Consider the following 22,719-nt stretch of genomic DNA (forward strand, 5'->3'; position numbering starts at 1 on the left):
GTGAATGCCCCTCAGCATCTCGCCACCCCCACGCCGCTGCAGATCGCCCGCGAGCTGGCCACAGGCTTCGCCCTCAGCGCCGCCGAACGCGACGCACACGGCGGCACCCCCAAGGCCGAGCGCGACGCCATCCGCCAGAGCGGCCTGCTGTCGCTGGTGATCCCCGGCGAATACGGCGGCCTCGGCGCCGACTGGCAGACCACCCTCGCCGTGGTCCGCGAATTCGCCCGCGTCGACAGCTCCCTCGCCCACGTCTTCGCCTTCCAGCACCTGATGCTGGCCACCGTGCGCCTGTTCTCCCGCCCCGAGCAGTGGCAACCCTGGTTCGAGCTCACCGCGCGCAACCGCTGGTTCTGGGGCAACGCCCTCAACCCGCTGGACACCCGCACCACGGTGCGGCGCTTCAACGGCTACCGCGAGTTCTCCGGCAAGAAGAGCTTCTGCTCCGGCGCCCTGGACTCGCAGATGCTGATCGCCTCCGGCCTGGACGAGGAAAGCGGCAAGCTGCTGATCGCCGCCATCCCCACCGCGCGCAGCGGCATCAGCCTGGCCGAGGACTGGGACAACATGGGCCAGCGCCAGACCGACAGCGGCAGCGCCACCTTCGAACGGGTGCGGGTGGAGGAGAACGAACTGCTGCTGGAGCCCGGCCCGCTGAGCACGCCCTTCGCCTGCCTGCGCCCGCTGATCGCCCAGCTGATCTTCAGCAACATCTTCCTCGGCATCGCCGAAGGCGCCTTCGAGGAAGCCCGCGCCTACACCCTGCGCGAAGCCCGCCCGTGGTTCCGTTCCGGTGTCGAGAGCGCCGGCGAAGACCCCTACGTGCTGGCCCGCTACGGTGACTTCTGGGTCGGCCTGGAAAGCGCCCGAGTCCTGGTCCAGCGCGCCAACCAGCTGCTGGATGCGGCCTGGAACCAGGGCACCGCCCTGGGCGAGGCGCAGCGCGGCGAACTGGCCCTGGCCATCGCCACGGCCAAGGTCGCCACCACGCGCAACGGCCTGGAACTGTGCAACCGCATGTTCGAGGTCACCGGAGCCCGCTCCACCCACGCCGCCCTGCGCCTGGACCGCTACTGGCGCAACCTGCGCACCCAGACCCTGCACGACCCGGTGGACTACAAGGTCCGCGAGCTGGGCGACTGGGCGCTCAACCAGAACCTGCCACAGCCGACCTTCTACTCATGAAAGCACCCCGTCCCAGCGGCTCCGGCCTGCTCACCCTGCCCCCCTCCCCGGCCCTGGCGACCTCGGTTCGCGCCACCGCCCAGGTGTTCGAGGACCCGAAATCCCAGGCCCTGCTGGAACACCTGCAGCAGGTGGCGCCGAGCGAGGCCAGCGTGCTGGTGATCGGCGAGACCGGCACCGGCAAGGAGCTGGTGGCCCGCCACATCCACAACCTCAGCGCCCGCCGAGACGGCCCCTTCGTGGCGGTCAACTGCGGGGCCTTTTCCGAGTCACTGGTGGAGGCCGAGCTGTTCGGCCACGAGAAAGGCGCCTTCACCGGCGCCCTGGCGGCCAAGGCCGGCTGGTTCGAGGCGGCCAACGGCGGGACGCTGTTCCTCGACGAGATCGGCGACCTGCCGATGCCCATCCAGGTGAAGCTGCTGCGGGTGCTGCAGGAGCGCGAAGTGGTGCGCCTGGGCTCGCGCACGCCGATCCCCATCGACGTGCGCGTACTCGCCGCCACCAACGTGCAGCTGGAGAAGGCGATCAACGCCGGGCACTTTCGCGAGGACCTCTACTACCGCCTCAACGTCGTCAGCCTGGAACTCGTGCCGCTGCGCGAGCGCCCCGGCGACATCCTGCCGCTCACCCGCCACTTCATCGGCGAGTACAGCCGCCGCCTGGGCTACGGCCAGAGCGAACTCAGCCCCGAAGCCGCGCACAAGCTGCGCACCTACTCCTGGCCCGGCAACATCCGCGAGCTGGAGAACGTCATCCACCACACCCTGCTGATCTGCCGCGACGGCGTGATCCAGGCCGACGACCTGCATCTCTCCAACCTGCGCATCGACCGCCCGGAAGAACCGCGCGGCCACGACGGCTCGGCCGAAGCGCAGATGCTCCACGCCTTCCAGCGCCTGTTCGAGGAACAGGGCGGCAACCTGCACCAGAAGGTCGAGGACGCACTCCTGCGCGCCGCCTACCGCCATTGCCACTGCAACCAGGTGCACACCGCCAACCTCCTCGGCCTCAGCCGCAACGTCACCCGCAGCCGCCTGATCGCCATCGGCGAACTGGTGGTCAACCGCCGCGGTGCCGACGCCCGCATCGATGGGGAGCGGGTGGTGCAGTTGACGGTTTGACGGCAAGACAACGCCCCGGATCGTGCATCCGGTGCGTTCTCCTGTTTCGGGAGGGTCCGATCGCGAATGAATTCGCTCCCACAGGAGAAATCCCATGCCCGCCAGCGAGCCCGTTCGGTGGATGGAAAGAGCGCCATCCACCCTGCATCCACCCCTCAGATCCTCTGTGCGGGTGGCGGCGCTGCGCGACGCTGGGCGAATGAATTCGCCCCTACACAGAAACCCGTGCGTGCTGTCGTGGGAGCGGATTCATCCGCGATCGTGGGTGGGCTGAAGCGGGTGGACACGAGGAATGACCTGTAGGGGCGACTTCAGTCGCCAAGCAGCCCGAAGGGCTGCCAAGCCCGGCCCCTTCCTCAGATCACATGCGCCAGGTGCAGCTCGGTCAGCGCCTCGGCCTTGAGCCGCGCGAGCTCGGGGTCGCGTCGGTCGCGCGGGCGTGGCAGGGGCACGGCGAGTTCCTGGCGCACAGTGCCCGGGCGGGCGCCCATCACCAGCACGCGGTCGCCCAGGTACAGGGCTTCGTCGATGTCATGGGTGACCAGCAGCAGCGCGATGGCATGGCGCTCGGCCAGTTGCAGCAGCAGGTCCTGCAGCTTCATGCGGGTGAAGGCGTCCACGGCGCTGAAGGGCTCGTCCAGCAGCAGCACGCGGGGTTGCGAGTAGAGCCCGCGGGCGATGGCCACGCGCTGCGCCATGCCGCCGGAAAGCTGCTTGGGCAGCGCCTCGGCGAAGCCCTCCAGGCCCACCTCGCGGATCAGTCGCGCCACGCGCTCGCGGTCATAGCCGTTGTCGTCGGCGAAGCCGATGTTCTGCGCCACGGTGAGCCAGGGCATCAGCCTCGGCTCCTGGAACACGAAGGCCACCTCGCCCTCGCCGCGCAGGGTGCGGCCGACGTAGTCGCGCTCCAGCCCGGCGACGATGCGCAACAGGGTGCTCTTGCCGCAGCCACTGGGGCCGAGCAGGCTCACCACCTCGCGCTCGCGCAGCGTCAGGTGCACGTTCTGCAGCACGGTATGGCCGGCGAACTGCTTGCGCTCGACCTGGATGTCCAGCAATGCGTCATTCATGTTCACCCCTCCCCGCCCTGGCCGGCGAAGGCGTCGCGCCAGGCCAGCAGCCGTGTTTCCAGCGCCGCCAGCAGGCCGTCGCTGAGCTTGCCCAGCAGCGCCAGGACGATGATCGAGGCCAGCACCAGGTCGGGCCGCGAGGTTTCGCGGCCGTCGGTGAGCAGGTAGCCCAGGCCCTTGGTGGCGGCGATCAGTTCGGCAGCGACGAGGAACATCCACGCCAGGCTGAGACCGCTGCGCAGGCCGGTGAACAGCCCCGGCAGCGCCGCCGGCAGGAGGATGCGTCGCGCCAGGCGCGCCGGGCCGAAGCCGTACATCTGCCCCACCTCCACCAGCTTGCGGTCGATGTTGCGGATGGCCGCGACCCCGTTGAGGTAGACCGGGAAGAAGGCGCCGATGGCGATCAGCACCACCTTGGAACTCTCGTCGATGCCCAGCCAGAGCAGCAGCAAGGGCACCCAGGCCAGGCTGGGAATGGCGCGCAGGGCGGCGAAGGTAGGTTCGAGGTAAGCCTCGGCCTCGCGGCTCAGGCCGACCCAGGCGGCGACACCCAGCGCCAGCACGGCGCCGATGGCGAAGCCCGCCGCCACCCGCGCCAGGCTGACGCCGATATGGGTCCAGAGGGAACCGCCGGCGAGGTCGCGCAGGGTGAGGAAGATCTCGCTGGGCGCGGGCATCTGGTAGGACGGCACCCAGCCGATGCGCACCAGCACTTCCAGCAGGGCGAGGGCCAGCAGCGGGATCGCCAGGCCCTTGAGGCGGCGCCGCAGCGCAACGCCGGAGAAGGTCGGTTTCCAGGTGCCGACGGGGTTCGCCGGCAGGGTCTTGCTCTTGCTGTTCATGTCTCTGCTCCCGGCGCCGGGGTGGTCCCGCGTGCGCCAATGCCGGGGTCGCTTGCGCGAGCCCCGGCGGACCTGCGAATCACTGCCTGGCGATGGCCTGGGCGCTGAAGGCCGGGTCGATCAGCTGGTCCACCACCTGCTCGACCTGCACGCCACGGCGCACCAGCTCCTCGGTCACCAGGATCGGCGCGGCGGCCTTGAGCGCGGCGATGTGCTCCGGGCCCGGCTGGGCATTGGAGAAATCGGTGCGCGACAGTTGCAGGCGCGCCACCTCCAGCGGCAGGCCGGATTCCCTGGCCAGCAGCTGGGCCAGCTCCTCGGGGTTCTCGCGGGCCCACTTGCGCGCCTTCTCGTAGGCACCCAGCACGGTGGCGATGGCCTGCGGGTGTTCCTTGGCGAAGCGCTCGGTGACGCTGAGCACGCCATAGCTGTTGAAGGCGACGTTGCGGTAGAGGATGCGCGAGCCGGCCTGGACCTGGCTGGCGGCCAGGTGCGGGTCGAGGCCCGCCCAGGCGTCGACGTCGCCCTTCTCCAGGGCCACGCGGCCATCCGGGTGCTGCAGGTGCACCAACTCGACGTCGTCCTTGCTCAACCCGGCCTGTTCCAGGCTGCGCAGGGTGAAGAGGTAGGGGTCGGTGCCCTTGGTGGCGGCGATCTTCTTGCCCTTGAGGTCGGCGACGCTCTGGATGGGCGAGTCCTTGCGCACGGCCAGCGCGGTCCATTCCGGGCGGCTGGCGATGTACACCGTCTTGATCGGGCTGCCGTTGGCGCGGCTGAGCACGGCGGCGAGGCCGGCGGTGGAGGCGAAGTCGATGCTGCCGCCGTTGAGGTACTCCAGCGAACGGTTGCTGCCCTGGCTCAGCACCCAGCTGACCTTTGTGCCGGCCCCCACTTCCTGCTCCAGCCAGCCAAAGTGCTTGAGCACCAGGCTGGTGGGCGAGTAGTAGGCGTAGTCGAGGCGCAGCTCCTTGGGCAGCGCTTCGGCCTGGGCGGCGGATGGGCCGAACGCGAGGACCGCCGAGGCGCCGAGCAGGCCGAACAAGCGGGCCAGTTTGCCGGGCGTGCGGGCCCGCGAGGTGAAGGTGTGCATGGTGTCGCTCCTTGCCGCTGGATGGGTGGGCCTGGCGCGCCGTGCTTATTCTTTCGAGTAAGGTCCGGCTGCGCTTTCGCTTTCTGCAAGGAATATTGCAGCACTCGTGCCAGCAGGCCGGGCGCCCGCCCCACAGGGCTTTGCGCCCTCCTCCCCGGCATTCCACTGTCGCTGCAGCGACAGCCTGCTGATCAAGTGTTCACCCAGCAACAGTTGCCCATTTTACTTATGCGCCCTGGTTATCAGGGCATTGCCATTCATTCCTTTATCCAGGGGTCGGGGCCATGTTTAGCTGACCCGGCAGCAACAGCGACGGCCGCAGAGCGAAAAATCACGTCCAGGCGACGATTGCCCGTTCCTCCACAGGCCCTGCAACTGGTACAACAAGGGCGCGGCCTCGCCAGTGCCGCGCATCACCGAGAGATACGCGTCATCCATGTCAGGCCAGCACGATAGCCACCCGCCCTACCCGCCCCAGCTGGATCAGCCGGTGCGGCTGACCCCCGGCGAATTGCTGGCGTCCCTCGAAGCGACGATGAAGGACCACCGGGGTGGGCCGGTCTGGCTGTTCGCCTACGGTTCGCTGATCTGGCGGCCGGAATGCCCGACAGTGGAAACCCGGCGTGCGCGCATCCACGGCTACCACCGCGGGCTCTACCTCTGGTCGCAGATCCACCGCGGCACCCCGGAATCCCCGGGCCTGGTGCTGGGCCTGGATCGCGGCGGCTCCTGCGCGGGCTTCGCTTACCGCCTGCCCGACGAGCAGTTGCACGAACACCTCTTCGCCCTCTGGCAACGCGAGATGCCCGACGCCGGCTACGAGCCGCGCTGGCTCAGCTGCCACCTGGCCGATGGGCAGCGCGTGCAGGCGCTGGGCTTCGTGCTGCGGCGCAACCTTCCCTGCTACGCCGGCGCCCTGCCGGACCACGTGCTCACCCAGGTATTCGCCGGGGCCTGCGGGCACTACGGCACCACCCGTGACTACGTGGAAAAGACCGTCAACAGCCTGCGGGCCCATGCGATGCCGGACCGCAAGCTGGAGGCGGCGTTGATGAGGTGCTGCAAGCAGGGCAGCCTGAGCCTGGGGTGATTCACCGTGGGATGGGTCCGCAAAGCCCATCCATGCGAGGCCCCGGCATCAGCGTGTGGCGATCCCGACTCCGCCTGGTGGATGAAAAAAGCGCCACCCACCCGACACAGCGGGACGGTGGGTGCCATGCATGGCACCCACCGTTTCGCGATCAGGCGAAGACGAAGTACTTGCGCACCGTCTCCACCACTTCCCAGGTGCCCTTCATGCCCGGCTCGATGACGAACACGTCGCCGCCGCGCAGGTGCACCGGCGCCTCGCCTTCGGGGGTGATGATGCAGTAGCCCTCGAGGAAGTGGCAGAACTCCCACTTCTCGTAGTTCACCTCGAACGTGCCGGGGGTGCAGATCCAGGTGCCCATGATCTTGCTGCCGTCGGCCGAGAGGTAGGCGTTGAGGTTGACCGTGTGCGGGTCGCCGCCGATGCGTTTCCACTTGGTGGCGTCGACCACGGGGACGGGGCAGGTTTCACGCAGGACGGTGATGAAATCGGACATGTGAGCTCCAGGCTTGGCGGAATCGAGCGGCCACCATAGGCAGGCCGGCGGGCCGGGACTTGCCTGGAACCGCCGCCCGGGTGTCCAGAAGCGCAGCCGCTGTTTTCTCCTGTCTCCCCGATCGCGAATGAATTGGCTCTGTCGGCGTTAAGTGTTGCTAGAGGATTTGGAGCCCAGTTGATTGCCGAGTCTTGCTGATGGCTTCTGTTTCGCCTTGCCGGGCGAGTTTCTTTTGGCAGTCGTCGGGGTGCCGAACCACCCAAAAGAAACCAAAAGGGCTTGCCCCTCCATACGGGTCTGGCTGAAGCCAGACTTCCCTCGCTCCATCATCGTTTCAGGGGCACGCCGCGAAGGGCCATCCCTGGCCCATCGCGGCTCTCGCGACATCCATGTCGCTCAACCCCTGAAACGATGATTGCGCTCGGCCTCCTGAAAGGGGCGTTTGGCGGCTGCTCCAGCTCTGACGCTCGATACTTCACATTGATATGCGCATCACCACCCGGTGGACGCCGTGGCTGGCGGCTTTCGTAGGATGGTGTAGAGCGAAGCGAAACCCATGCGGTGGGTGTGCCAGGAATCCAGAGTCGTCCTGTTGAATCCACACAGCTAACGCAGTCAGAGCCAATTCATTCGCCCACTGTCTATCGCCAACCCGTGGGAGCGAATTCATTCGCGAAAGGGCCGCACAGCGGCCCCATTGCCAGCACGGTTGGCGGCTTTCGTAGGAGGGTGTAGAGCGAAGCGAAACCCATGCGGTGGGTGTGCCAGGAATCCAGAATCCCCCTGAAAGAGCCGCTGAGCCTTTTCTTGAATCCACAACAGCAAACGCAGACAGAGCCAATGAAGTCGCGCCCACCAGGCGTCACGCATGCAGGCCGGGTGCGACCCGACGCCGCCGCGCATCGGGTCACGCGGGTTCCACCCGCCCTGGGGGCGATCAGAGGAACATGCCGCCCGAGGCTTCGATGCGCTGGCCGGTGATCCAGCGGCCACCGTCGGAAAGGAGCATGGCGATGGCGCCGCCGATGTCATCCGGCAGGCCGACGCGGCCCAGGGCGGTGTTGCCGGCGATGAAGTCGTTGACCTGGCTGTTGTCGCGCACCACGCCGCCGCCGAAGTCGGTCTCGATGGCGCCGGGTGCCAGCACGTTGACGGTGATGCCGCGCGGGCCCAGCTCCCTGGCCAGGTAGCGGGTCCACACCTCGATGCCGCCCTTCATCGCCGCGTAGGCGCCGTAGCCCGGCAGGGAGAAGCGCGCCAGCCCGGTGGAGACGTTGAGGATGCGCCCGCCGTCGGCCAGCACCGGCAGCAGCTTCTGGGTGAGGAAGAACGGCCCCTTGAGCTGGATGTTCACCAGGGTGTCGAACTGCTCCTCGGTGGTCTCGGCGCAGCTGGCGTGGATGCCGATGCCGGCGTTGTTCACCAAAAAATCGAAGGTCTCGCGGCCGAAGTCCCGCTGCAGGGTCTCGCCCACCTGCGCGGCGAAGGCGCCGAAGCCCGAGCTGTCGCTCACGTCCAGGCGCAGCATGCGGGCGCGGCCGCCGAGGCGTTCCACTTCGCGGGCCACCGCCTGGGCCTCGTCCGCCTGGCTGTGGTAGGTGCCGATGATGTCGACGCCCTGGGCCGCCAGGTGCAGCGCCGCGTTCTTGCCAAGGCCACGGCTGGCGCCGGTGATGAGTGCGATCTTGCGAGTCATGGGGGTGCTCCTGGATGGGTGGGAAGTGGAGCCAGCTTATTGTCCGACCGAATACTGATAAACGCCGTGAAATCGGAAATACTGATCGCTCCAACCGAACAAATGGAGGCGCGCCATGAACAAGCTCGAGCTGTTGCGCACCTTCGCCCGGGTCACCGAGCTGTCCAGCTTCACCCAGGCCGGGGAAAGCCTCGGCCTGCCTCGCTCCAGCGTCTCCGAACAGGTGCAGGCGCTGGAGCAGTTGCTGGGCGCGCGCCTGCTGCAACGCACCACGCGCAAGGTGCAGGCGACCCAGGACGGCCTGGCGCTGTATGAACGCAGCAAGGCGCTGCTGGCGCAGATGGACGAGCTGGAAGGCATGTTCCGCCAGGACGGCGAAGTGCTCGCCGGGCGCCTGCGGGTGGACATGCCCAGCCGCATCGCGCGGCAGGTGGTGATGCCGCACCTGGGCGAATTCCTCGACGCCCACCCGGGCCTGGAGCTGGAGCTGAGCGGCACCGACCGCCGCGTCGACCTGGTGCGCGAAGGCTTCGACTGCGTGCTGCGCGCCGGCAACCTGCTGGACGAGACCCTGGTGGCGCGCGCCCTCGGCGCCATGCCCATGGTCAACTGCGCGAGCCCCGAGTACCTGGCCCGCCACGGCACGCCACGCACGCTCGACGACCTCGCCCGGCATCGCCTGGTGCACTACCTGCCGGTGCTCGGCGCACGCCCCGACGGCTTCGAGTACCTGATGGGCGGCAAGGTCCACCGGCTGACCATGGCCGGCAACCTCACGGTGAACAACGCCGATGCCTACGAGGGCGCCTGCCTCGGCGGCCTGGGGCTGATCCAGGCGCCCCGCATGGGCCTGCGCGAGCACCTGGCCAGCGGCGCCCTGGTGGAGCTGCTGCCGGGCTACCCGGCCCCGCCGCTCGCGCTCAACCTCCTCTATGCCCACCGCCACCTGCCCCGTCGCGTGCGGGTGTTCATCGATTGGCTGGAAGGCCTGCTGGAACGGGAGCGCAACCGCTGATGCGCGTCCTCAAATGGCGGATCGCCCGCCGCCGGCAATTTAGGTTGTCCGTTCTAGACCGCAGCGCGGATGCTTCCCCGGCCGATACGCACAACAACAAGGCGCATGCACTGCACCCCAACCCCTGCCTGGTTGAACGGGGCGAGCCCCGGGAGGTTACATGCGACTCCATTGTTTTCTGTTCGGATGCAGCTGGACCGAAGGACACGAAACCGACGTGGGCGCCGAGCCCATGCTCTGCCAGCGCTGCACACGCTGCGGCGCCCATCGCTACGTGAAGCGCGATGCCCCCGAGGAGGAGGCATCGACGGGCTAGCGCTTGTTGAGCAGCCGCGCCAGGCGATCACCACCGAACTGGATCAGGGTCACCAGCACCACCAGCAGGATGATCACCGTGAGCATGATCTGCGTGTCGAAGCGCTGGTAGCCGTAGCGATACGCCAGGTCGCCCAGGCCGCCCGCGCCGATGGCACCGGCCATGGCGGAGGAGTTGATCATGGTCACCAGGGTGATGGTGAAGCCGCCGACGATGCCCGGCCGCGCCTCCGGCAGCAGCACGTTCCAGATGATGTGGCGACGCTGGCAGCCCATGGCCTGGGCTGCTTCCACCAGGCCGAAGTCCACCTCGCGCAGGCTCACCTCGGCGATGCGCGCGAAGAACGGCGTGGCGGCGATGGTCAGCGGCACCACGGCGGCCCAGACGCCGTAGCTGGTGCCGACGATCAGCCGGGTGAAGGGGATCAGCGCCACCATCAGGATCAGGAACGGGATCGAGCGCAGCACGTTGACCACGCTGCCCAGCGAGCGATTGACCAGGCGCGCCTCGAAGATCCCGCCCGGCCCCGTGGTGACCAGCACCAGTGCCAGGGGAATGCCCACCAGGAACACGATCAGCGACGAGGCGCCGATCATCAGCAAAGTGTCGAGGATGCCCTGCAGCAGGCGGTCAAGCATGGGCGACATAGCCGAGCACCTCCGCCTTGTCCGCCAGGTGATGGGCCTGTTCGAGCACCCAGGCACTGCCCTGCCCCACATCGCTGATGCGCACCAGCAGATGCCCCTGGGCGCGGCCCTGGATGCGGTCGATGCCGCCATGCAGCAGGCTCACCCGCGTGCCCAGGGCCTGGGTGATGGCCAGCAGGTCCGGCTCGCGGCCGCTGGCCCCGGTGAAGTGCAGGTCCAGCAGCAGGTCGCCGCCGGCCACCGGCTCGTTGGCCAGGCGGCCTTGCAGGTCGTCCGGCAACTCGTGGCGCAGGGTGCCCAGCAGGGTGCGGGTGACCTCATGTTGCGGGTCGCCGAACACCTGCCAGACCTCGCCCTGCTCCACCACCCGGCCGCGCTCCAGCACCACCACGCGGTCGCAGATCTCGCGGATCACACCCATCTCGTGGGTGATCAGCACGATGGTCAGGCCCAGGCGCTTGTTGATGTCGCGTAGCAGCGCCAGGATCGACTGGGTGCTTTCCGGGTCCAGCGCCGAGGTGGCCTCGTCGCAGAGCAGGATCTGCGGCTGGTGCACCAGCGCACGGGCGATGCCGACGCGCTGCTTCTGCCCGCCGGACAGTTGCGCCGGGTAGGCGTCGCGCTTCTCCGACAGGCCCACCAGGGCCAGCAGCTCGGCGACCTTGCGCTCGATATCGGCCTTGGCCACGCCTGCCACCTTCAGCGGCAGGGCGACGTTCTGCCAGACGGTCTTGGCCGACATCAGGTTGAAGTGCTGGAAGATCATGCCGACGCGGCGGCGCAGCAGCACCAGCTGCTTCTCGTCGAAGGTGCCGATGTCTTCTTCGTCGATCACCACCTGGCCCACCGAGGGCCTCTCCAGGCGGTTTAGGGTGCGGATCAGCGACGACTTGCCGGCGCCGCTGCGACCGATGATGCCGAACACCTCGCCCCGGCGAATTTCCAGGTCGATGCCCTGCAACGCCTGCACCGGCCCCTGGTTGCCCTGGTAGGCCTTGCCCAGCCCCTGCAGGCGGATGTGCGGCAGGTCCAGGCTGATGTTGCGGTTGAAACTGACCATAAGGGCCTCTCTGATTCAAATTGCCGAGTGACGCAAACCTGTAGGGGCGAATGAATTCGCCCCTACAAGGATCAACAGCGTCAGGGCGACCGTCTTCATCCTGTGGGAGCGGATTCATCCGCGATGCAGGCCTCAGGGCTGTCCTGCCGGGGTCACCCTGGGAGCGCTGCGCGCTCCTTTCGCGAATGAATTCGCTCCCACGCCTATCCCTGGGGCGTCACTGCCAGCCGGGCTGGTAGAGCGAGCCATGGGCCTTGTCCAGGGCCGCACGCACCTGCGGCGAGTGCTGGTACAGGTCCACGAACTTGGCCAGGCGGCCGTCGTCCTGGTAATCGCCACGAGTGACGAACTGGATGACGTATTCCTTGTTCTCGATGCCGTCGAAGAGCAGCGCGCTGTTGGGGTCGATCGTGCCGGCCAGGCGGATGTAGTGCGGGTAGCCCTGGGCCAGGTCGACGTCGTCCAGGGCGCGCACCAGCTGCACGGCCTCCAGTTCGATGATGTCGACGTGCCTGGGGTTGTCGACGATGTCGTCCAGGGTCGCCTTGTAGCCCACGCCCTCCTTGAGCTTGAGCAGGCCGGCCTTCTGCAGCAGCTGCAGGCCGCGACCGCCGTTGATGGGGTCGTTGGCGATGGCCACCTTGGCGCCCTCGGGCAGGTCGGCGATGGCCTTGTACTTCTTCGAATACAGGCCGACGTTGTTGATGATCCCGGGGGCGAAGGCTTTCAGCTTGAAACCGCCCTCCTTGTTGGCGTTCTCCAGGAAGGGCGTGTGCTGGAAGTAGTTGGCGTCGATGTCGCCGTTGGCCAGGGTGATGTTCGGCGTGTTCCAGTCGGTGAACTCCACCAGCTCGACCTTGAGGCCCTGCTTGGCGGCCTCTTCCACCGCCACTTCCAGGGGCGGGGCGAAGGCGGCGGTGGTGCCGAGCTTGAGGGGCTGGTCGGCGGCCTGGGCGATGCCGCCGGCCAGCAGCAGGCCGAGAGCCAGGGTCTTGAGGGTGTGCTTGGGCATGGTTTCTATCCTTGGGTAATGGGTTCAGGTCGTGGGAGCGAATTCATTCGCGATGGAAGGCGCAGCCTTCCCCTGGGAGTCCGGGGTCGCCCCTTCGGGCCGATTCGCGAATGAATTCGCTCCCACACGGGCTCCCCGATGGTCCACCGGCAGGTGATCCCCCGCGCCGAACAGCTTGTGGCGCAGGGTGCCTTCGGCGTAGGCGGTCTTGTAGGCGCCACGGGCCTGGAGTTCGGGGATCACCAGGTCGATGAAGTCGGCGTAGCTTTCCGGGGTGACGATGCGGGTGAGGTTGAAGCCGTCCAGCCCGGTCTCGTCGACCCAGGCCAGCAGTTCGTCGGCCACCTGGGTCGGCGAGCCCACCAGCAGGATGTAGCGGCCACCCAGGGCGTGCTGCTCCAGGAGCTGGCGACGGGTCAGGCTGTTTTCGCGCAGCTTGTTGGTGGCCGACTCGATGGCGTTGGTCTTCACCGGGCGGATGGGCTCGTCCAGGCCGTACTCGGCGAAGTCGATGCCCGTGGAGCTGGCGAAGTGGGCGACGCCCGCCTCGGCGCTGGCATGGGCCAGGTACTCGGCGTGCTTGGCGCGGGCCTCGGCCTCGGTGGGCGCGACGATCACGCTGATGCCCATGAACACCTTCACCGCCTGAGGATCACGGCCGGCGGCCACGGCTGCGGCGCGCACCTTGTCCACCTGGGCACGGGTCGCGGCCTTGTTGTTGCCGCTGATGAACACGCACTCGGCGTGCTCGCCGGCAAAACGCAGGCCGCGCGCCGAGGAGCCGGCCTGGAACAGCACCGGCGTGCGCTGCGGCGAGGGTTCGCAGAGGTGGTAGCCCTCGACGTCGTAGAACTCGCCGTGGTGGTGGACCTTGTGCACCTTGTCCGGCTGGGCGTAGATGCGCCGCTGTCGGTCGCCGAGCACCGCGCCCTCCTCCCAGCTGCCCTGCCAGAGCTTGTAGAGCACCTCCAGGTACTCGTCGGCCTGGTCGTAGCGGCGGTCGTGCTCCACCTGCCGGGTCAGGCCCATGGCCCGCGCCGCGCTTTCCAGGTAGCCGGTGACGATGTTCCAGCCCACGCGGCCGTCGCTCAGGTGGTCCAGCGTGCTCATGCGCCGGGCGAACAGGTAGGGCGCGTCGTAGCTGAGGTTGGCGGTGAGACCGAAGCCCAGGTGGCGGGTCGCCCCGGCCATGGCGGAGACCAGCAGCAGCGGGTCGTTGACCGGCAGCTGGATGCTCTCCTTGAGGGTCAGGTCGACGTTGCCCTGGTAGACGTCGTAGACGCCGACGATGTCCGCCAGGAACAGCCCGTCGAACAGCCCGCGCTCCAGCAGCTGCGCCAGCTCCGTCCAGTAGGAGAGCCTGCGGTAGTCCGTGGAGCGGTCGCGCGGGTGGGTCCACAGGCCGTGGTTGATGTGCCCCACGCAGTTCATGTTGAAGGCGTTGAGGAGGATCTGCTTGCGCGCCATCAGATCGTCCCCCGGCGCGGTGGCAGCACGTCGTTGAGGTAGTAGTTGCCCACCGCGTGGTACTTCCAGCGCACCGGGTCGTGCAGGGTGTGCACCCGGGCGTTGCGCCAGTGACGGTCGAGGTTGTGCTCGGCGAGGCTGGCGCGGGTGCCGGCCAGTTCGAACAGCTTGCTGCCGGCACTGAGCGAGACCTCGGTGGTCAGCGCGCGAGCCTCGGCGACGGCGATGGAGGCGGCGGCCACGCTCTCGGCCGTCGGCTCGGCCGTGGCGGCGTCGAGGATGCGCCCGGCGCGGTCGAGGATGGCCTCGGCGGCGTGCAGGCGGATGGCCAGGCGGCCGAACTCGTGGATCGTCAGCGGGTCCTCGCTGGCCTTGTCCACCCCCGAGTCGATCCACGGCCGCGAGCGGGTGCGCACGAACGCCAGGGCGTCCTCGTAGGCTTCGCGGGCGATGCCGGCATCGATGGCGGCGTGGAGGATCTGGGCGAAGGGGCCGACCGTGGTCGGGCGCTCGAAGGCGGCCTGGAACGAGACCACGTCCTCGGCGGCCACCGGCACGTTGTCGAAGATCGCGGTGCCGCTGCCGGTGGTGCGCTGGCCGAAGCCGGACCAGTCGTCGACGATCGAAAGCCCCGGCGCGTCGCGTTCGACGAAGGCGAAATGCTGGTGGCCGTCCTCGCCCACCGCCAGGGTCGGCACGCGCTGGGCGTAGAGCGCGCCGGTGCAGTAGAACTTGCGGCCCTGGATGCGGAAGTCATCGCCATCCGCGACCAGTTTGGTGATGCGGTCGTTGGAGGTGCGCGTGCCGATCTCCGCCAGGGCGTTGCCGAAGCGCTCGCCGGCCAGGGCGGCACCGAACAGGCGGCGCTGCTGGGCCTCGCTGCCGTTCACCCGCAGCACTTCGAGGGCGTAGAAGTGGTTCTGCGGGATCTGCCCGATGGAGCTGTCGGCGGCGCAGATGATCGCCAGCACGCGGGCCAGGGTGACGCGGGACACGCCGGCGCCGCCGAACGCGCGCGGCACGGTGATGCCCCACAGGCCGGAGCGGCTGAAGGTGTCGAGCTCGGCATGGGGCAGGCGCCGTTCGCGGTCGCGCTCGGCGGCGCCGCTGCGGAATTGCCCGGCCAGTTGGCGGGCCACGGCCAGGGCCTCGGCGTCGTCGCGGATGATGGCCACCGCGGGGCCCTGTTGCGGTTGCAGGAGGGTCATGGGCGCTGCCTCATATCCAGGAATGACGCGCCGGGAAGGCGCCATTGAGGTGGTAGTTGCCGACGGCGTGGACCTTCCAGCGCACCGGGTCGTGCAGGGTGTGCACGCGGGCATTGCGCCAGTGGCGGTCGAGGTTGAACTCGGCGAGGGTCGCGCGGCTGCCGGCCAGCTCGAACAGCTTCTCGCTGGCCAGCAGCGCGACCTCGGTGGTGAGCACCTTGGCTTCGGCCACGGCGATGGAGGCCCGCGCAGCCGCTGCGGCGTCGATGGGCGCGGCGGCGACTTCGTCGAGCACCTGGCCGGCGCGCTCCAGCAGCGCGTTGGCGGCGTTCAGCTCGACCTTCAGGCGGCCGATCTCGGCAATGGTGTAGAGCTCCTCGCTGGCCCGCTCGACGCCGGCGTCGACCCAGGGCCGCGAGCGCTCGCGGATGAAAGCGATGGCGTCGTCGATGGCGGCCTCGGCGATGCCGGCGTCGATGGCCGCCTGGATCAGCTGCGACAGCGCGCCCTGGATGCTCGGCACCTCGGCCAGGCGGCCGTTGTGGAACACCAGGTCGTCGGCCACGGGGGCGCGGTCCAGCAGCACGGTGCCGCTGGCGGTGGTGCGCTGGCCGAAGCCGGACCAGTCGTCGACGATGGCAAGCCCCGGCACGCCGCGCTCCACCAGGGAGAGCACGCCGACGCCGCTGTCGTCGATGGCCTTGACCGCCACCCAGTGGGCGAACAGCGCGCCGGTGGAATAGAACTTCTCGCCGCTGACCTCCAGGCCGGTATCGCCCCGGGTGATGCGCGCCTTGATCTCCAGGGTGTGCCGGGTGTTGCGCTCGGGCCCGGCGTTGGCCAGGCGGCGCCCTTCGAGGATGCCGGCGAAGACCTTGCGCTTCTGCGCCTCGCTGCCGACGTACTCGATGACGCTGAGCAGGCCGAACTGGTTCTGCGGGATCTGCCCCAGCGCCGGGTCGGCGGCGCAGAGGATGCGGAACACCTCGGCGAGGGTGACGAAGGACACCTCGGCGCCACCGTAGGCGCGCGGGATGCGGATGCCACCCAGGCCGAGCCGGGTGAACAGTTCCAGCTCGCGCCAGGGCAGCAGGCGTTCGCGGTCACGGTGTGCAGCCCCTTCCTTGGCCAGCTTCGCCACTTCGTGGGCGGCGAGCAGGGCCTGGGCATCGTTCTCGATCAGCGCCGCCGGGTGTAGCGGCGGTGCTTCATCACGAAGAACCTTGGGTTCGGTTTCGTTGGTCATGGTGTGGCCTTGGGTTGCGGATTACGCCCCGCGCCGTTCACCCCGGAGGGCGGCCGGCACGGGGCCGGTGAGTCAGAACGCCGGGGCGATCTGGCCCTTGTAGCGGGAGAGGATGAACTGGCGGACCTCCGGCGAATTCAGCGCCTTGGCCAGCTTCTGCACGCCCGGGTCCTCGCGGTTGTCGGGGCGGGCGACGAGGAACTCGGCGTAGAGGTCCTTGCCCTTCTCGACGATCAGCGCGCTGTTGGTGTCGATGCCGGCTTCCAGGGCGTAGTTGGCGAAGACGAAGGCGAGGTCCACCTGGCTCACCGAGCGGGCCAGCAGCGCGCCTTCGAGTTCGCGGATCTTCAGCTTCTTCGGGTTCTCGGCGATGTCGCGCTGGGTGGCCAGGGTGTTGCTCGGGTCCTTCAGCTTGATCAGCCCGGCCTCGTGCAGCAGCACCAGGGCGCGACCGGTGTTGACCGGGTCGTTGGGGATGGCCACCGAGGCGCCGTCCTTCAGCTCGTCCAGCGACTTGATCTTGGTGGAGTAGGCGCCGAAGGGCTCGATGTGGATGCCCACCACCGGCACCAGGTCGGTGTGGCGGCTCTTGTTGAACTCATCGAGGAACGGGCGGTACTGGTAGTAGTTGGCGTCGAGGTTCTTCTCCGCCAGCTGCACGTTGGGCTGGATGAAGTCGGTGAACACCTTGATGTCCAGGTCGACCCCTTCCTTGGCCAGGGCAGGTTTGACGAATTCGAGGATTTCCGCGTGGGGCACGGGGGTGGCGCCCACCACCAGTTTCTCGCCCGCCTGGGCGGTGAAAGCGACGACGGCGGCCAGTACGGCGATAGCCTTTTTCATGGGTGTTGCTCCTGGGGCAGTGTTGGGTTGGCCGTCGTGGGGCGGACGTGGGGCCGTGTTCGGCAGCGGGACCCGGCTGCCGCGCGGGATAGGGATTCAGCGGCGGCTGTAGCGCACCACCAGGCGGTCGCCGCTCATCTGCAGGGCCTGTACCAGCACCACCAGCAGGGCCACGGTGACCACCATCACGTCGGTCTGGAAACGCTGGTAGCCGAAGCGGATGGCCAGGTCGCCGAGCCCGCCGCCGCCGATCACGCCGGCCATGGCGGTGTAGTCCACCAGCACGATGGCGGTGACGGTGACGGCGGCGATCAGCCCGGTGCGCGCCTCGGGCAGCAGGGTGTGCCAGATGATCTGCCAGGTGCTGGCGCCCATGGACTGGGTGGCCTCCACCAGGCCGCGGTCGACCTCGCGCAGGGCGGTTTCCACCAGGCGGCCGAAGAACGGCGTGCAGCCGGCCACCAGCGGCGGGATGGCCCCGGCAACGCCCAGGGAGGTGCCGGTGAGCAGCGTGGTCAGCGGGATCATCACGATCAGCAGGATGATGAAGGGCAGCGAACGCAGCATGTTCACCAGGGCCGAGGCCAGCCGGTAGAAGCCGGGTTTCTCGTGCAGCTGCTTCTTGCCGGTGAGGTACAGCAGCACGCCCAGCGGCAGGCCCAGCAGCACGGTGAAGCCGAGGGCCAGGGCGAGCATGGTCAGGGTGTCGATGCAGGCCTGGCCGATCTCCACCCAGTCGAGGTTGGCGAGCAGCGCGTTCATGCCTCGCCCCTTCTGCGCAGTCGCGCCGCCGGGTGCGGCTCGGCGAGGCGGTCGCCCTGGCCGAACAGCTTGTGGCGCAGGCTGCCGGCTTCGTAGTCGCGCTTGAACAGCCCGCGCGCCTGCAGCTCCGGCACCAGCAGGTCGACGATGTCGACGAAGGTTTCCGGCGCCACGATGCTGGACAGGTTGAAGCCGTCGACGTCGGTCTCCTCGACCCACGCCTGCAGTTCGTCGGCGACGCTCTGCGGCGAGCCCACCAGCAGCGGGCCGTCGCCACCCAGGGCGCAGTAGTCGGCGATCTCGGCGGTGGTCCAGGTGCGGCTCGGGTCGGCGGCGGTGAAGGCGTCCACTGCCGACTGGATGGCGTTGCTCTCGACCTGGCGCAGCACCTGGTCCGGTGCGTACTGGCCGAAGTCGATGCCGGTCCAGCCGGACATCAGGGTCAGCGCGCCGTCCTGGCTGGCGTACTCGCGGTACTCGCGCAGCCGGGCCTGGGCCTCGGCGTCGGTGGGCGCGACGATCACCGTGAGCTGGTTGAACACCAGCAGGTCGCGGCCCTTGCGGCCATGGGCCTCGGCCTGGCGGCGCAGGTCGGCGACCTGGTTGCGCAGGATGTGGCGGGTGGGCGCGGCGACGAACACGCACTCGGCGTTGCCGGCGGCGAAGGCCTTGCCCCGGCTGGAGGCGCCGGCCTGGTAGAGCACCGGGGTGCGCTGCGGCGAGGGCTCGCTGAGGTGGAAGCCGGGCACCTCGAAGTGCGCGCCCTTGTGGGCGATGGGGTGCACCTTGGCCGGGTCGGCGTAGACGCCGCGCTCGGCATCGGCGACCACGGCGTCATCCTCCCAGCTGGCTTCCCAGAGCTTGTAGCAGACCTCCAGGTACTCGGCGGCCAGGGCGTAGCGCTGCTCGTGGTTGAGCTGCTGCTTGAGGCCGATGTTGCGCGCGCCGCTTTCCAGGTAGGAGGTGACGATGTTCCAGCCGGCGCGGCCACGGGTCAGGTGGTCCAGGGTGCTCATGCGCCGGGCGAAGGGGTACGGGTGCTCGAAGGAAACCGAGGCGGTGACGCCGAAGCCCAGGTGTTCGGTGGCCGCGGCCATGGCCGGCACCAGTTGCAGCGGGTCGTTGGCCGGCACCTGGGCGGCGTGCTGCAGGGCGTGCTCGGGGCCGCCGTGGTAGACGTCGTAGACGCCCAGCACGTCGGCGATGAACAGGCCGTCGATCTTGCCGCGCTCCAGGGTGCGCGCCAGCTCGATCCAGTAGTGGATGTCGGTGTAGCGCCGCGCCTGGTCGCGCGGGTGGCGCCAGAGGCCCGGGGACAGGTGGCCGACGGTGTTCATGGCGAAGGCGTTGAGGCGGATCTGCTTGCTCATGGGGCGCCTCAGGACCAGTCGTGGCGCGGCGGCTTGACGCCGTTGAGCAGCCAGTTGCCGACGATGTGGTACTTCCAGCGCACCGGGTCGTGCAGGGTGTGCACGCGGGCGTTGCGCCAGTGGCGGTCATGGTTGTGCTGCTGCAGCGTCGAGCGGGTACCGCCCAGTTCGAACAGGCGGTTGGCGGCCTCGATGGCGATCTCGGTGGTCAGCACCTTGGCCTTGGCCACGGCGATGGAGGCCAGGGCGACGTTGTCGGCATCCGGCGCCGGGCGCGCCGCGTCCATCACCTTGCCGGCGCGCTCCAGCAGGGCTTCGGCGGCCTCCAGGCGGATGCCCAGGTTGCCGATCTGGATCAGGGTCAGCGGGTCTTCGCTGGCCTTCTCCACCCCGGCGTCGATCCAGGGGCGGGCGTGCTCTCGGACGAAGGCCAGGGTGTCGCGCAGCGCGGCGCGGGCGATGCCGGCGTCGATGGCGGCGGTGGTGATCTGGGCGAAGGGCCCGGCCAGGGTCGGGCTCTCGTAGGAGCGGTAGGTGGGGAACAGGTGTTCGGCCGGCACCCGCAGGTCCCTGGCCAGCACCGTGCCGCTGGAGGTGTTGCGCTGGCCGATGCTGGACCAGTCGTCGACCACCACCAGCCCCTCGCTGCCCCGCTGGACGAAGGCCAGCTGGCCCTTGTCGTCCTCGTCCACGGCCAGCACCGCCAGCCAGTGGGCGTAGAGCGAGCCGGTGCAGTAGCCCTTGCGGCCGTTGATCACATGGGCGTCGCCATCGCGGCGGATGCGCGTCTGGATGTCCTGCACGTTCTTGCCGCCGGTTTCCGACAGGGCGTTGGCGAAGCGGTTGCCCTTGAGCGCCAGGCCGAAGAACACGCGCTTCTGCTCGTAGGTGCCCTGCAGGCGGATGTCTTCCAGCAGGCAGTAGTGGTTCTGCGGGATCTGCCCGAGGGAGGCGTCGGCGGCGGAGATGATGGCGATCACCTCGGCCAGGGTGGCGTAGCTCACCTCCGCGCCACCGAACACCTTGGGCACGGTGATGCCCCAGAGGCCGCTGTTGGAGAAGACGTCCACCACCTCCGGCGGCACCTCGCGGGTACGGTCGCGCTCGGCGTCGCCCTCCAGCAGGAAGGCCGCCACGCGGTGGGCGACCTCGATGGCCTCGGCATCGCTGCGGATGATGTGGGCGTCCGGAATGCCCAGGGCATAGGGGGCGGAAATGACGTCTTGGGACATGGCTCTCTGCTCGTGCTGTTGGATCGCGAACACCCGCGACCTTGCTTGCAAAGAGACAAAGCACAAGCCGTGCCTGATTTTTATTTCCTTATAAATCAATGATTTGAATATTCTTCCCAACAGTTTGCGGCTGCCGGAGCAGGCAATCTGTTGGTCAGGTGTTGCTGGAGCAACAGTTGATGAGCGAGAACCTCACCCGTAGGAGCGAGCTCTGCTCGCGAAGCTTTTGTGCGGGGCTGGTGGGCTGAAGCCCACCCTACGACGATGCCACCCGTCTCCAGAGTGTTGCGGAGGCACGCCCGTAGGGTGGATGGCGCTTTTTCCATCCACCAGCGGCGTCCGGCATGACCCCGATTGGTGGACCGATGGAACGGGGTCCACCCTACATTTCGGGCGAGTCCGAGGGTGGCTGGTGGCACCGCATCGCGAATGAATTCGCTCCCACACAGCCCCGACAAACACACCCTGTCGCCCCACTGCTGCCCCAGCAACACCTTGCAAGCAGCGGGCTGCTGGCCTTGCAGCACGACAGCCGCAGTCGCGCCGAAACGCCCCATAAAATCCTTTTAATTCAATGAGTTGATCGAACACCAAAAAGCGGCACGCATGCTGCTATGTCTCCTGGCCCATGCGGTCGATGCGCCCAGCGCTACCGATTGCCAGCTGTTCGACCAGGATCCAGCCGATGCTCCCGACCTCCGCTCCACCTTCGCCCGTCACGGCACCGCTCCCGCAATACGGGGCGCGACCATGAGCCAGCGGCCCTCCGCCTTCCTCTTCAACTTCCTGCTGCTGGCCGCCTTCAGTGGCGCCACCATCGGCATGGCGAAGATCGTCACCACCCTCTATGCGCTGGAGCTGGGCGCCAACTCGATGCAGATCGGCGTGATCGCCGCCATGGAGTCCCTGGGGATGATCTTCGTCACCCTGCCAGCCGGCTTCGTCATCGCCCGCTTCGGCGCACGGCGGGTGTACTTCCTCGCCAGCCTCGGGCCGATGCTGCTGAACCTGCTGATCCCCGTGTTCGCCAGCTGGCTGTGGCTGGCGGTGGCGCGGTTGCTGATCGGCCTGTGCATCCCCTTCCGCATCGTCTCGATGAACAGCGCCTTCCTCCGCCAGCTGCGCCACATCGGCCACGCCAAGGCCGGCTGGTACCGCGGCGCCCTGACCCTGGGCATGGGCCTGATCGGCCCGCTGCTGGGCAACGCCCTGAGCGGCACCGGCAGCTTCACCCTGGGCTTCGTGGTGATCGGCCTGTGCTTCGGCGCGATGGCCGCCTACAGCCTGGGCTTCTGGGAAGAGGACGCCGGCGACGAGGCCGTGGCCGGCGTGCCGGGCAGCGGCCTGCTCGACGAGGTGCGCACCATGCTGGGCAACCCGGCGATCAGCGAGAGCTGCCTGATCGAGGCGGTCAGCGCGTCCACCGGCTCGCTCTACGGCACCTTCATCCTGCTGCTGGCCATGCAGGTGGCCGGGCTGACCCAGGGCCAGGCGGTGAGCCTGGTGATGATCCAGGGGCTGGCCTCGGTGCTCGCCCTGTTCGGCCTGGGCCGCCTGGTGCAGCTCGGCGGGCGCGCCTTCGCCTACGGCTCCAGCCTGCTGGCGGCGGTGGCGGCCCTGGCCCTGCTGGGCCTGGCCCATGACTACTGGCTGCTGGCTTTGGGCGCGGTGCTGCTGAGCATCGCCGCGGCGCAGGTGCACCTGGTGAACATGGCGCAACTGGCCAGCCACGCCATGGACAAGAGCAAGATCTCCGGCCTGTTCAACCTCGCCACCATGCTCGGCGGCTTCGGCGGCGCCATGCTCGGCGGGCTGGTCAGCCACCTGGCCGGGCTCGGCAACCTGTTCCTCTGCTGGATTCCCCTGGTGCTGGCCACCGCCCTTGCCTGCTGGCTGCGCGCCCGGCGACGGACCCCGGCACCCGCCCCTTCGCTGTTGAACGAGGCCTGAC

Annotated in this window: 21 protein-coding genes; 6 read left to right on the top strand and 15 right to left on the bottom strand. The window is 68.5% G+C overall.

All coding sequences use genetic code 11. The features are described from left to right. Both PHLH3_RS20040 and PHLH3_RS20045 read left to right on the top strand, forming a co-directional pair. Complete coding sequence (locus PHLH3_RS20040) at positions 1 to 1,185, top strand: acyl-CoA dehydrogenase family protein (protein ID WP_213625512.1); 1,185 nt, start codon at positions 1 to 3, stop codon at positions 1,183 to 1,185. After that, positions 1,182 to 2,306 (top strand): sigma-54 dependent transcriptional regulator, encoded by a 1,125-nt coding sequence (locus PHLH3_RS20045; protein WP_213625513.1) that lies wholly within the window; start codon positions 1,182 to 1,184, stop codon positions 2,304 to 2,306. Before PHLH3_RS20040 ends, PHLH3_RS20045 begins: the two co-directional genes overlap by 4 nt. A 356-nt stretch (positions 2,307 to 2,662) precedes the next feature. Here the strand turns inward: PHLH3_RS20045 and PHLH3_RS20050 are convergent, their stop codons facing one another. The 3 genes from PHLH3_RS20050 to PHLH3_RS20060 all read right to left on the bottom strand — a co-directional run bounded on the left by PHLH3_RS20050 (position 2,663) and on the right by PHLH3_RS20060 (position 5,308). Next, a complete protein-coding gene (locus PHLH3_RS20050) occupies positions 2,663 to 3,376 on the bottom strand; it encodes an ABC transporter ATP-binding protein (RefSeq protein ID WP_213625514.1) in 714 nt (237 codons plus the stop codon). Positions 3,377 to 3,378: 2 nt separating this feature from the next. After that, positions 3,379 to 4,218, bottom strand: coding sequence for an ABC transporter permease (locus PHLH3_RS20055; protein WP_213625515.1), 840 nt, complete (start codon positions 4,216 to 4,218; stop codon positions 3,379 to 3,381). A gap of 79 nt (positions 4,219 to 4,297) precedes the next feature. Further along, positions 4,298 to 5,308 carry an aliphatic sulfonate ABC transporter substrate-binding protein gene (locus PHLH3_RS20060; protein ID WP_213625516.1) on the bottom strand — a complete coding sequence of 337 codons (1,011 nt, stop codon included), beginning with the start codon at positions 5,306 to 5,308 and terminating at the stop codon, positions 4,298 to 4,300. A 436-nt stretch (positions 5,309 to 5,744) separates the two neighbouring features. Between PHLH3_RS20060 and PHLH3_RS20065 the strand changes: the two genes are divergently transcribed. After that, on the top strand, positions 5,745 to 6,398 hold the full coding sequence (locus PHLH3_RS20065; protein WP_213625517.1) for a gamma-glutamylcyclotransferase: 654 nt from the start codon (positions 5,745 to 5,747) through the stop codon (positions 6,396 to 6,398). A 151-nt stretch (positions 6,399 to 6,549) separates the two neighbouring features. Here the strand turns inward: PHLH3_RS20065 and PHLH3_RS20070 are convergent, their stop codons facing one another. Both PHLH3_RS20070 and PHLH3_RS20075 read right to left on the bottom strand, forming a co-directional pair. After that, on the bottom strand, positions 6,550 to 6,894 hold the full coding sequence (locus PHLH3_RS20070; protein ID WP_111264387.1) for a cupin domain-containing protein: 345 nt from the start codon (positions 6,892 to 6,894) through the stop codon (positions 6,550 to 6,552). 937 nt (positions 6,895 to 7,831) lie between these two features. Beyond that, complete coding sequence (locus tag PHLH3_RS20075) at positions 7,832 to 8,590, bottom strand: SDR family oxidoreductase (protein WP_213625518.1); 759 nt, start codon at positions 8,588 to 8,590, stop codon at positions 7,832 to 7,834. 115 nt (positions 8,591 to 8,705) lie between these two features. Here PHLH3_RS20075 and PHLH3_RS20080 point away from each other — a divergent pair, with 115 nt between their 5' ends. Then, entirely contained in the window at positions 8,706 to 9,605 is a 900-nt protein-coding gene (locus tag PHLH3_RS20080; protein WP_213625519.1) for a LysR family transcriptional regulator, read from the top strand. 160 nt (positions 9,606 to 9,765) lie between these two features. Continuing rightward, positions 9,766 to 9,921: a PSPA7_2676 family Cys-rich small protein gene (locus PHLH3_RS30695; protein ID WP_280527437.1), complete on the top strand. Its 156-nt coding sequence runs from the start codon at positions 9,766 to 9,768 to the stop codon at positions 9,919 to 9,921. On the opposite strand, the gene PHLH3_RS20085 is transcribed toward PHLH3_RS30695, so the two are convergent. From PHLH3_RS20085 to PHLH3_RS20130, 10 genes are all read right to left on the bottom strand, one after another. Further along, positions 9,918 to 10,568, bottom strand: a complete 651-nt coding sequence (locus PHLH3_RS20085) for a methionine ABC transporter permease (RefSeq protein ID WP_111264390.1) — start codon at positions 10,566 to 10,568, stop codon at positions 9,918 to 9,920. The two genes, PHLH3_RS30695 and PHLH3_RS20085, sit on opposite strands and share 4 nt — an antisense overlap. After that, complete coding sequence (locus PHLH3_RS20090; protein ID WP_213625520.1) at positions 10,552 to 11,628, bottom strand: ATP-binding cassette domain-containing protein; 1,077 nt, start codon at positions 11,626 to 11,628, stop codon at positions 10,552 to 10,554. The genes PHLH3_RS20085 and PHLH3_RS20090 overlap by 17 nt, the downstream gene beginning before the upstream one ends. A 217-nt stretch (positions 11,629 to 11,845) precedes the next feature. Then, positions 11,846 to 12,640: a MetQ/NlpA family ABC transporter substrate-binding protein gene (locus PHLH3_RS20095; RefSeq protein ID WP_213625521.1), complete on the bottom strand. Its 795-nt coding sequence runs from the start codon at positions 12,638 to 12,640 to the stop codon at positions 11,846 to 11,848. Positions 12,641 to 12,664: 24 nt separating this feature from the next. After that, positions 12,665 to 14,107: an LLM class flavin-dependent oxidoreductase gene (locus PHLH3_RS20100; protein WP_213625522.1), complete on the bottom strand. Its 1,443-nt coding sequence runs from the start codon at positions 14,105 to 14,107 to the stop codon at positions 12,665 to 12,667. Then, positions 14,107 to 15,315, bottom strand: a complete 1,209-nt coding sequence (locus tag PHLH3_RS20105; protein WP_213625523.1) for an SfnB family sulfur acquisition oxidoreductase — start codon at positions 15,313 to 15,315, stop codon at positions 14,107 to 14,109. The genes PHLH3_RS20100 and PHLH3_RS20105 overlap by 1 nt, the downstream gene beginning before the upstream one ends. A 10-nt stretch (positions 15,316 to 15,325) precedes the next feature. Then, positions 15,326 to 16,561 carry an SfnB family sulfur acquisition oxidoreductase gene (locus tag PHLH3_RS20110; RefSeq protein WP_213625524.1) on the bottom strand — a complete coding sequence of 412 codons (1,236 nt, stop codon included), beginning with the start codon at positions 16,559 to 16,561 and terminating at the stop codon, positions 15,326 to 15,328. 72 nt (positions 16,562 to 16,633) lie between these two features. Beyond that, positions 16,634 to 17,404, bottom strand: a complete 771-nt coding sequence (locus tag PHLH3_RS20115; protein WP_111264396.1) for a MetQ/NlpA family ABC transporter substrate-binding protein — start codon at positions 17,402 to 17,404, stop codon at positions 16,634 to 16,636. Between the two features lie 96 nt (positions 17,405 to 17,500). After that, positions 17,501 to 18,166 carry a methionine ABC transporter permease gene (locus tag PHLH3_RS20120; RefSeq protein WP_173178937.1) on the bottom strand — a complete coding sequence of 222 codons (666 nt, stop codon included), beginning with the start codon at positions 18,164 to 18,166 and terminating at the stop codon, positions 17,501 to 17,503. After that, the gene (locus PHLH3_RS20125) at positions 18,163 to 19,536 is read right to left on the bottom strand and encodes an LLM class flavin-dependent oxidoreductase (protein WP_213625525.1); all 1,374 of its coding nucleotides are present in this window, start codon (positions 19,534 to 19,536) and stop codon (positions 18,163 to 18,165) included. Before PHLH3_RS20125 ends, PHLH3_RS20120 begins: the two co-directional genes overlap by 4 nt. Positions 19,537 to 19,544: 8 nt before the next feature. After that, on the bottom strand, positions 19,545 to 20,768 hold the full coding sequence (locus PHLH3_RS20130) for an SfnB family sulfur acquisition oxidoreductase (protein ID WP_213625526.1): 1,224 nt from the start codon (positions 20,766 to 20,768) through the stop codon (positions 19,545 to 19,547). Between the two features lie 750 nt (positions 20,769 to 21,518). On the opposite strand from PHLH3_RS20130, the gene PHLH3_RS20135 reads away from it, so the two are divergent. Continuing rightward, positions 21,519 to 22,718 (top strand): MFS transporter, encoded by a 1,200-nt coding sequence (locus PHLH3_RS20135; protein WP_213625527.1) that lies wholly within the window; start codon positions 21,519 to 21,521, stop codon positions 22,716 to 22,718. Position 22,719 lies beyond the last annotated feature (1 nt).

This window comes from Pseudomonas sp. Pc102 (genome assembly GCF_018408275.1).
In the GTDB taxonomy this organism is placed as follows: Bacteria; Pseudomonadota; Gammaproteobacteria; order Pseudomonadales; family Pseudomonadaceae; genus Metapseudomonas; species Metapseudomonas tohonis.

Excerpts from the sequence above, each read along its gene's own strand:
- PHLH3_RS20055 (WP_213625515.1), bottom strand. The coding sequence starts at position 4,218 with ATGAACAGCAAGAGCAAGACCCTGCCGGCGAACCCCGTCGGCACCTGG.
- PHLH3_RS20115 (WP_111264396.1), bottom strand. The coding sequence starts at position 17,404 with ATGAAAAAGGCTATCGCCGTACTGGCCGCCGTCGTCGCTTTCACCGCC.
- PHLH3_RS30695 (WP_280527437.1), top strand. The coding sequence starts at position 9,766 with ATGCGACTCCATTGTTTTCTGTTCGGATGCAGCTGGACCGAAGGACAC.
- PHLH3_RS20065 (WP_213625517.1), top strand. The coding sequence starts at position 5,745 with ATGTCAGGCCAGCACGATAGCCACCCGCCCTACCCGCCCCAGCTGGAT.
- PHLH3_RS20060 (WP_213625516.1), bottom strand. The coding sequence starts at position 5,308 with ATGCACACCTTCACCTCGCGGGCCCGCACGCCCGGCAAACTGGCCCGC.
- PHLH3_RS20075 (WP_213625518.1), bottom strand. The coding sequence starts at position 8,590 with ATGACTCGCAAGATCGCACTCATCACCGGCGCCAGCCGTGGCCTTGGC.
- PHLH3_RS20100 (WP_213625522.1), bottom strand. The coding sequence starts at position 14,107 with ATGGCGCGCAAGCAGATCCTCCTCAACGCCTTCAACATGAACTGCGTG.
- PHLH3_RS20135 (WP_213625527.1), top strand. The coding sequence starts at position 21,519 with ATGAGCCAGCGGCCCTCCGCCTTCCTCTTCAACTTCCTGCTGCTGGCC.
- PHLH3_RS20120 (WP_173178937.1), bottom strand. The coding sequence starts at position 18,166 with ATGAACGCGCTGCTCGCCAACCTCGACTGGGTGGAGATCGGCCAGGCC.
- PHLH3_RS20095 (WP_213625521.1), bottom strand. The coding sequence starts at position 12,640 with ATGCCCAAGCACACCCTCAAGACCCTGGCTCTCGGCCTGCTGCTGGCC.
- PHLH3_RS20050 (WP_213625514.1), bottom strand. The coding sequence starts at position 3,376 with ATGAATGACGCATTGCTGGACATCCAGGTCGAGCGCAAGCAGTTCGCC.
- PHLH3_RS20090 (WP_213625520.1), bottom strand. The coding sequence starts at position 11,628 with ATGGTCAGTTTCAACCGCAACATCAGCCTGGACCTGCCGCACATCCGC.
- PHLH3_RS20070 (WP_111264387.1), bottom strand. The coding sequence starts at position 6,894 with ATGTCCGATTTCATCACCGTCCTGCGTGAAACCTGCCCCGTCCCCGTG.
- PHLH3_RS20125 (WP_213625525.1), bottom strand. The coding sequence starts at position 19,536 with ATGAGCAAGCAGATCCGCCTCAACGCCTTCGCCATGAACACCGTCGGC.
- PHLH3_RS20110 (WP_213625524.1), bottom strand. The coding sequence starts at position 16,561 with ATGACCAACGAAACCGAACCCAAGGTTCTTCGTGATGAAGCACCGCCG.
- PHLH3_RS20080 (WP_213625519.1), top strand. The coding sequence starts at position 8,706 with ATGAACAAGCTCGAGCTGTTGCGCACCTTCGCCCGGGTCACCGAGCTG.
- PHLH3_RS20045 (WP_213625513.1), top strand. The coding sequence starts at position 1,182 with ATGAAAGCACCCCGTCCCAGCGGCTCCGGCCTGCTCACCCTGCCCCCC.
- PHLH3_RS20130 (WP_213625526.1), bottom strand. The coding sequence starts at position 20,768 with ATGTCCCAAGACGTCATTTCCGCCCCCTATGCCCTGGGCATTCCGGAC.
- PHLH3_RS20105 (WP_213625523.1), bottom strand. The coding sequence starts at position 15,315 with ATGACCCTCCTGCAACCGCAACAGGGCCCCGCGGTGGCCATCATCCGC.
- PHLH3_RS20085 (WP_111264390.1), bottom strand. The coding sequence starts at position 10,568 with ATGTCGCCCATGCTTGACCGCCTGCTGCAGGGCATCCTCGACACTTTG.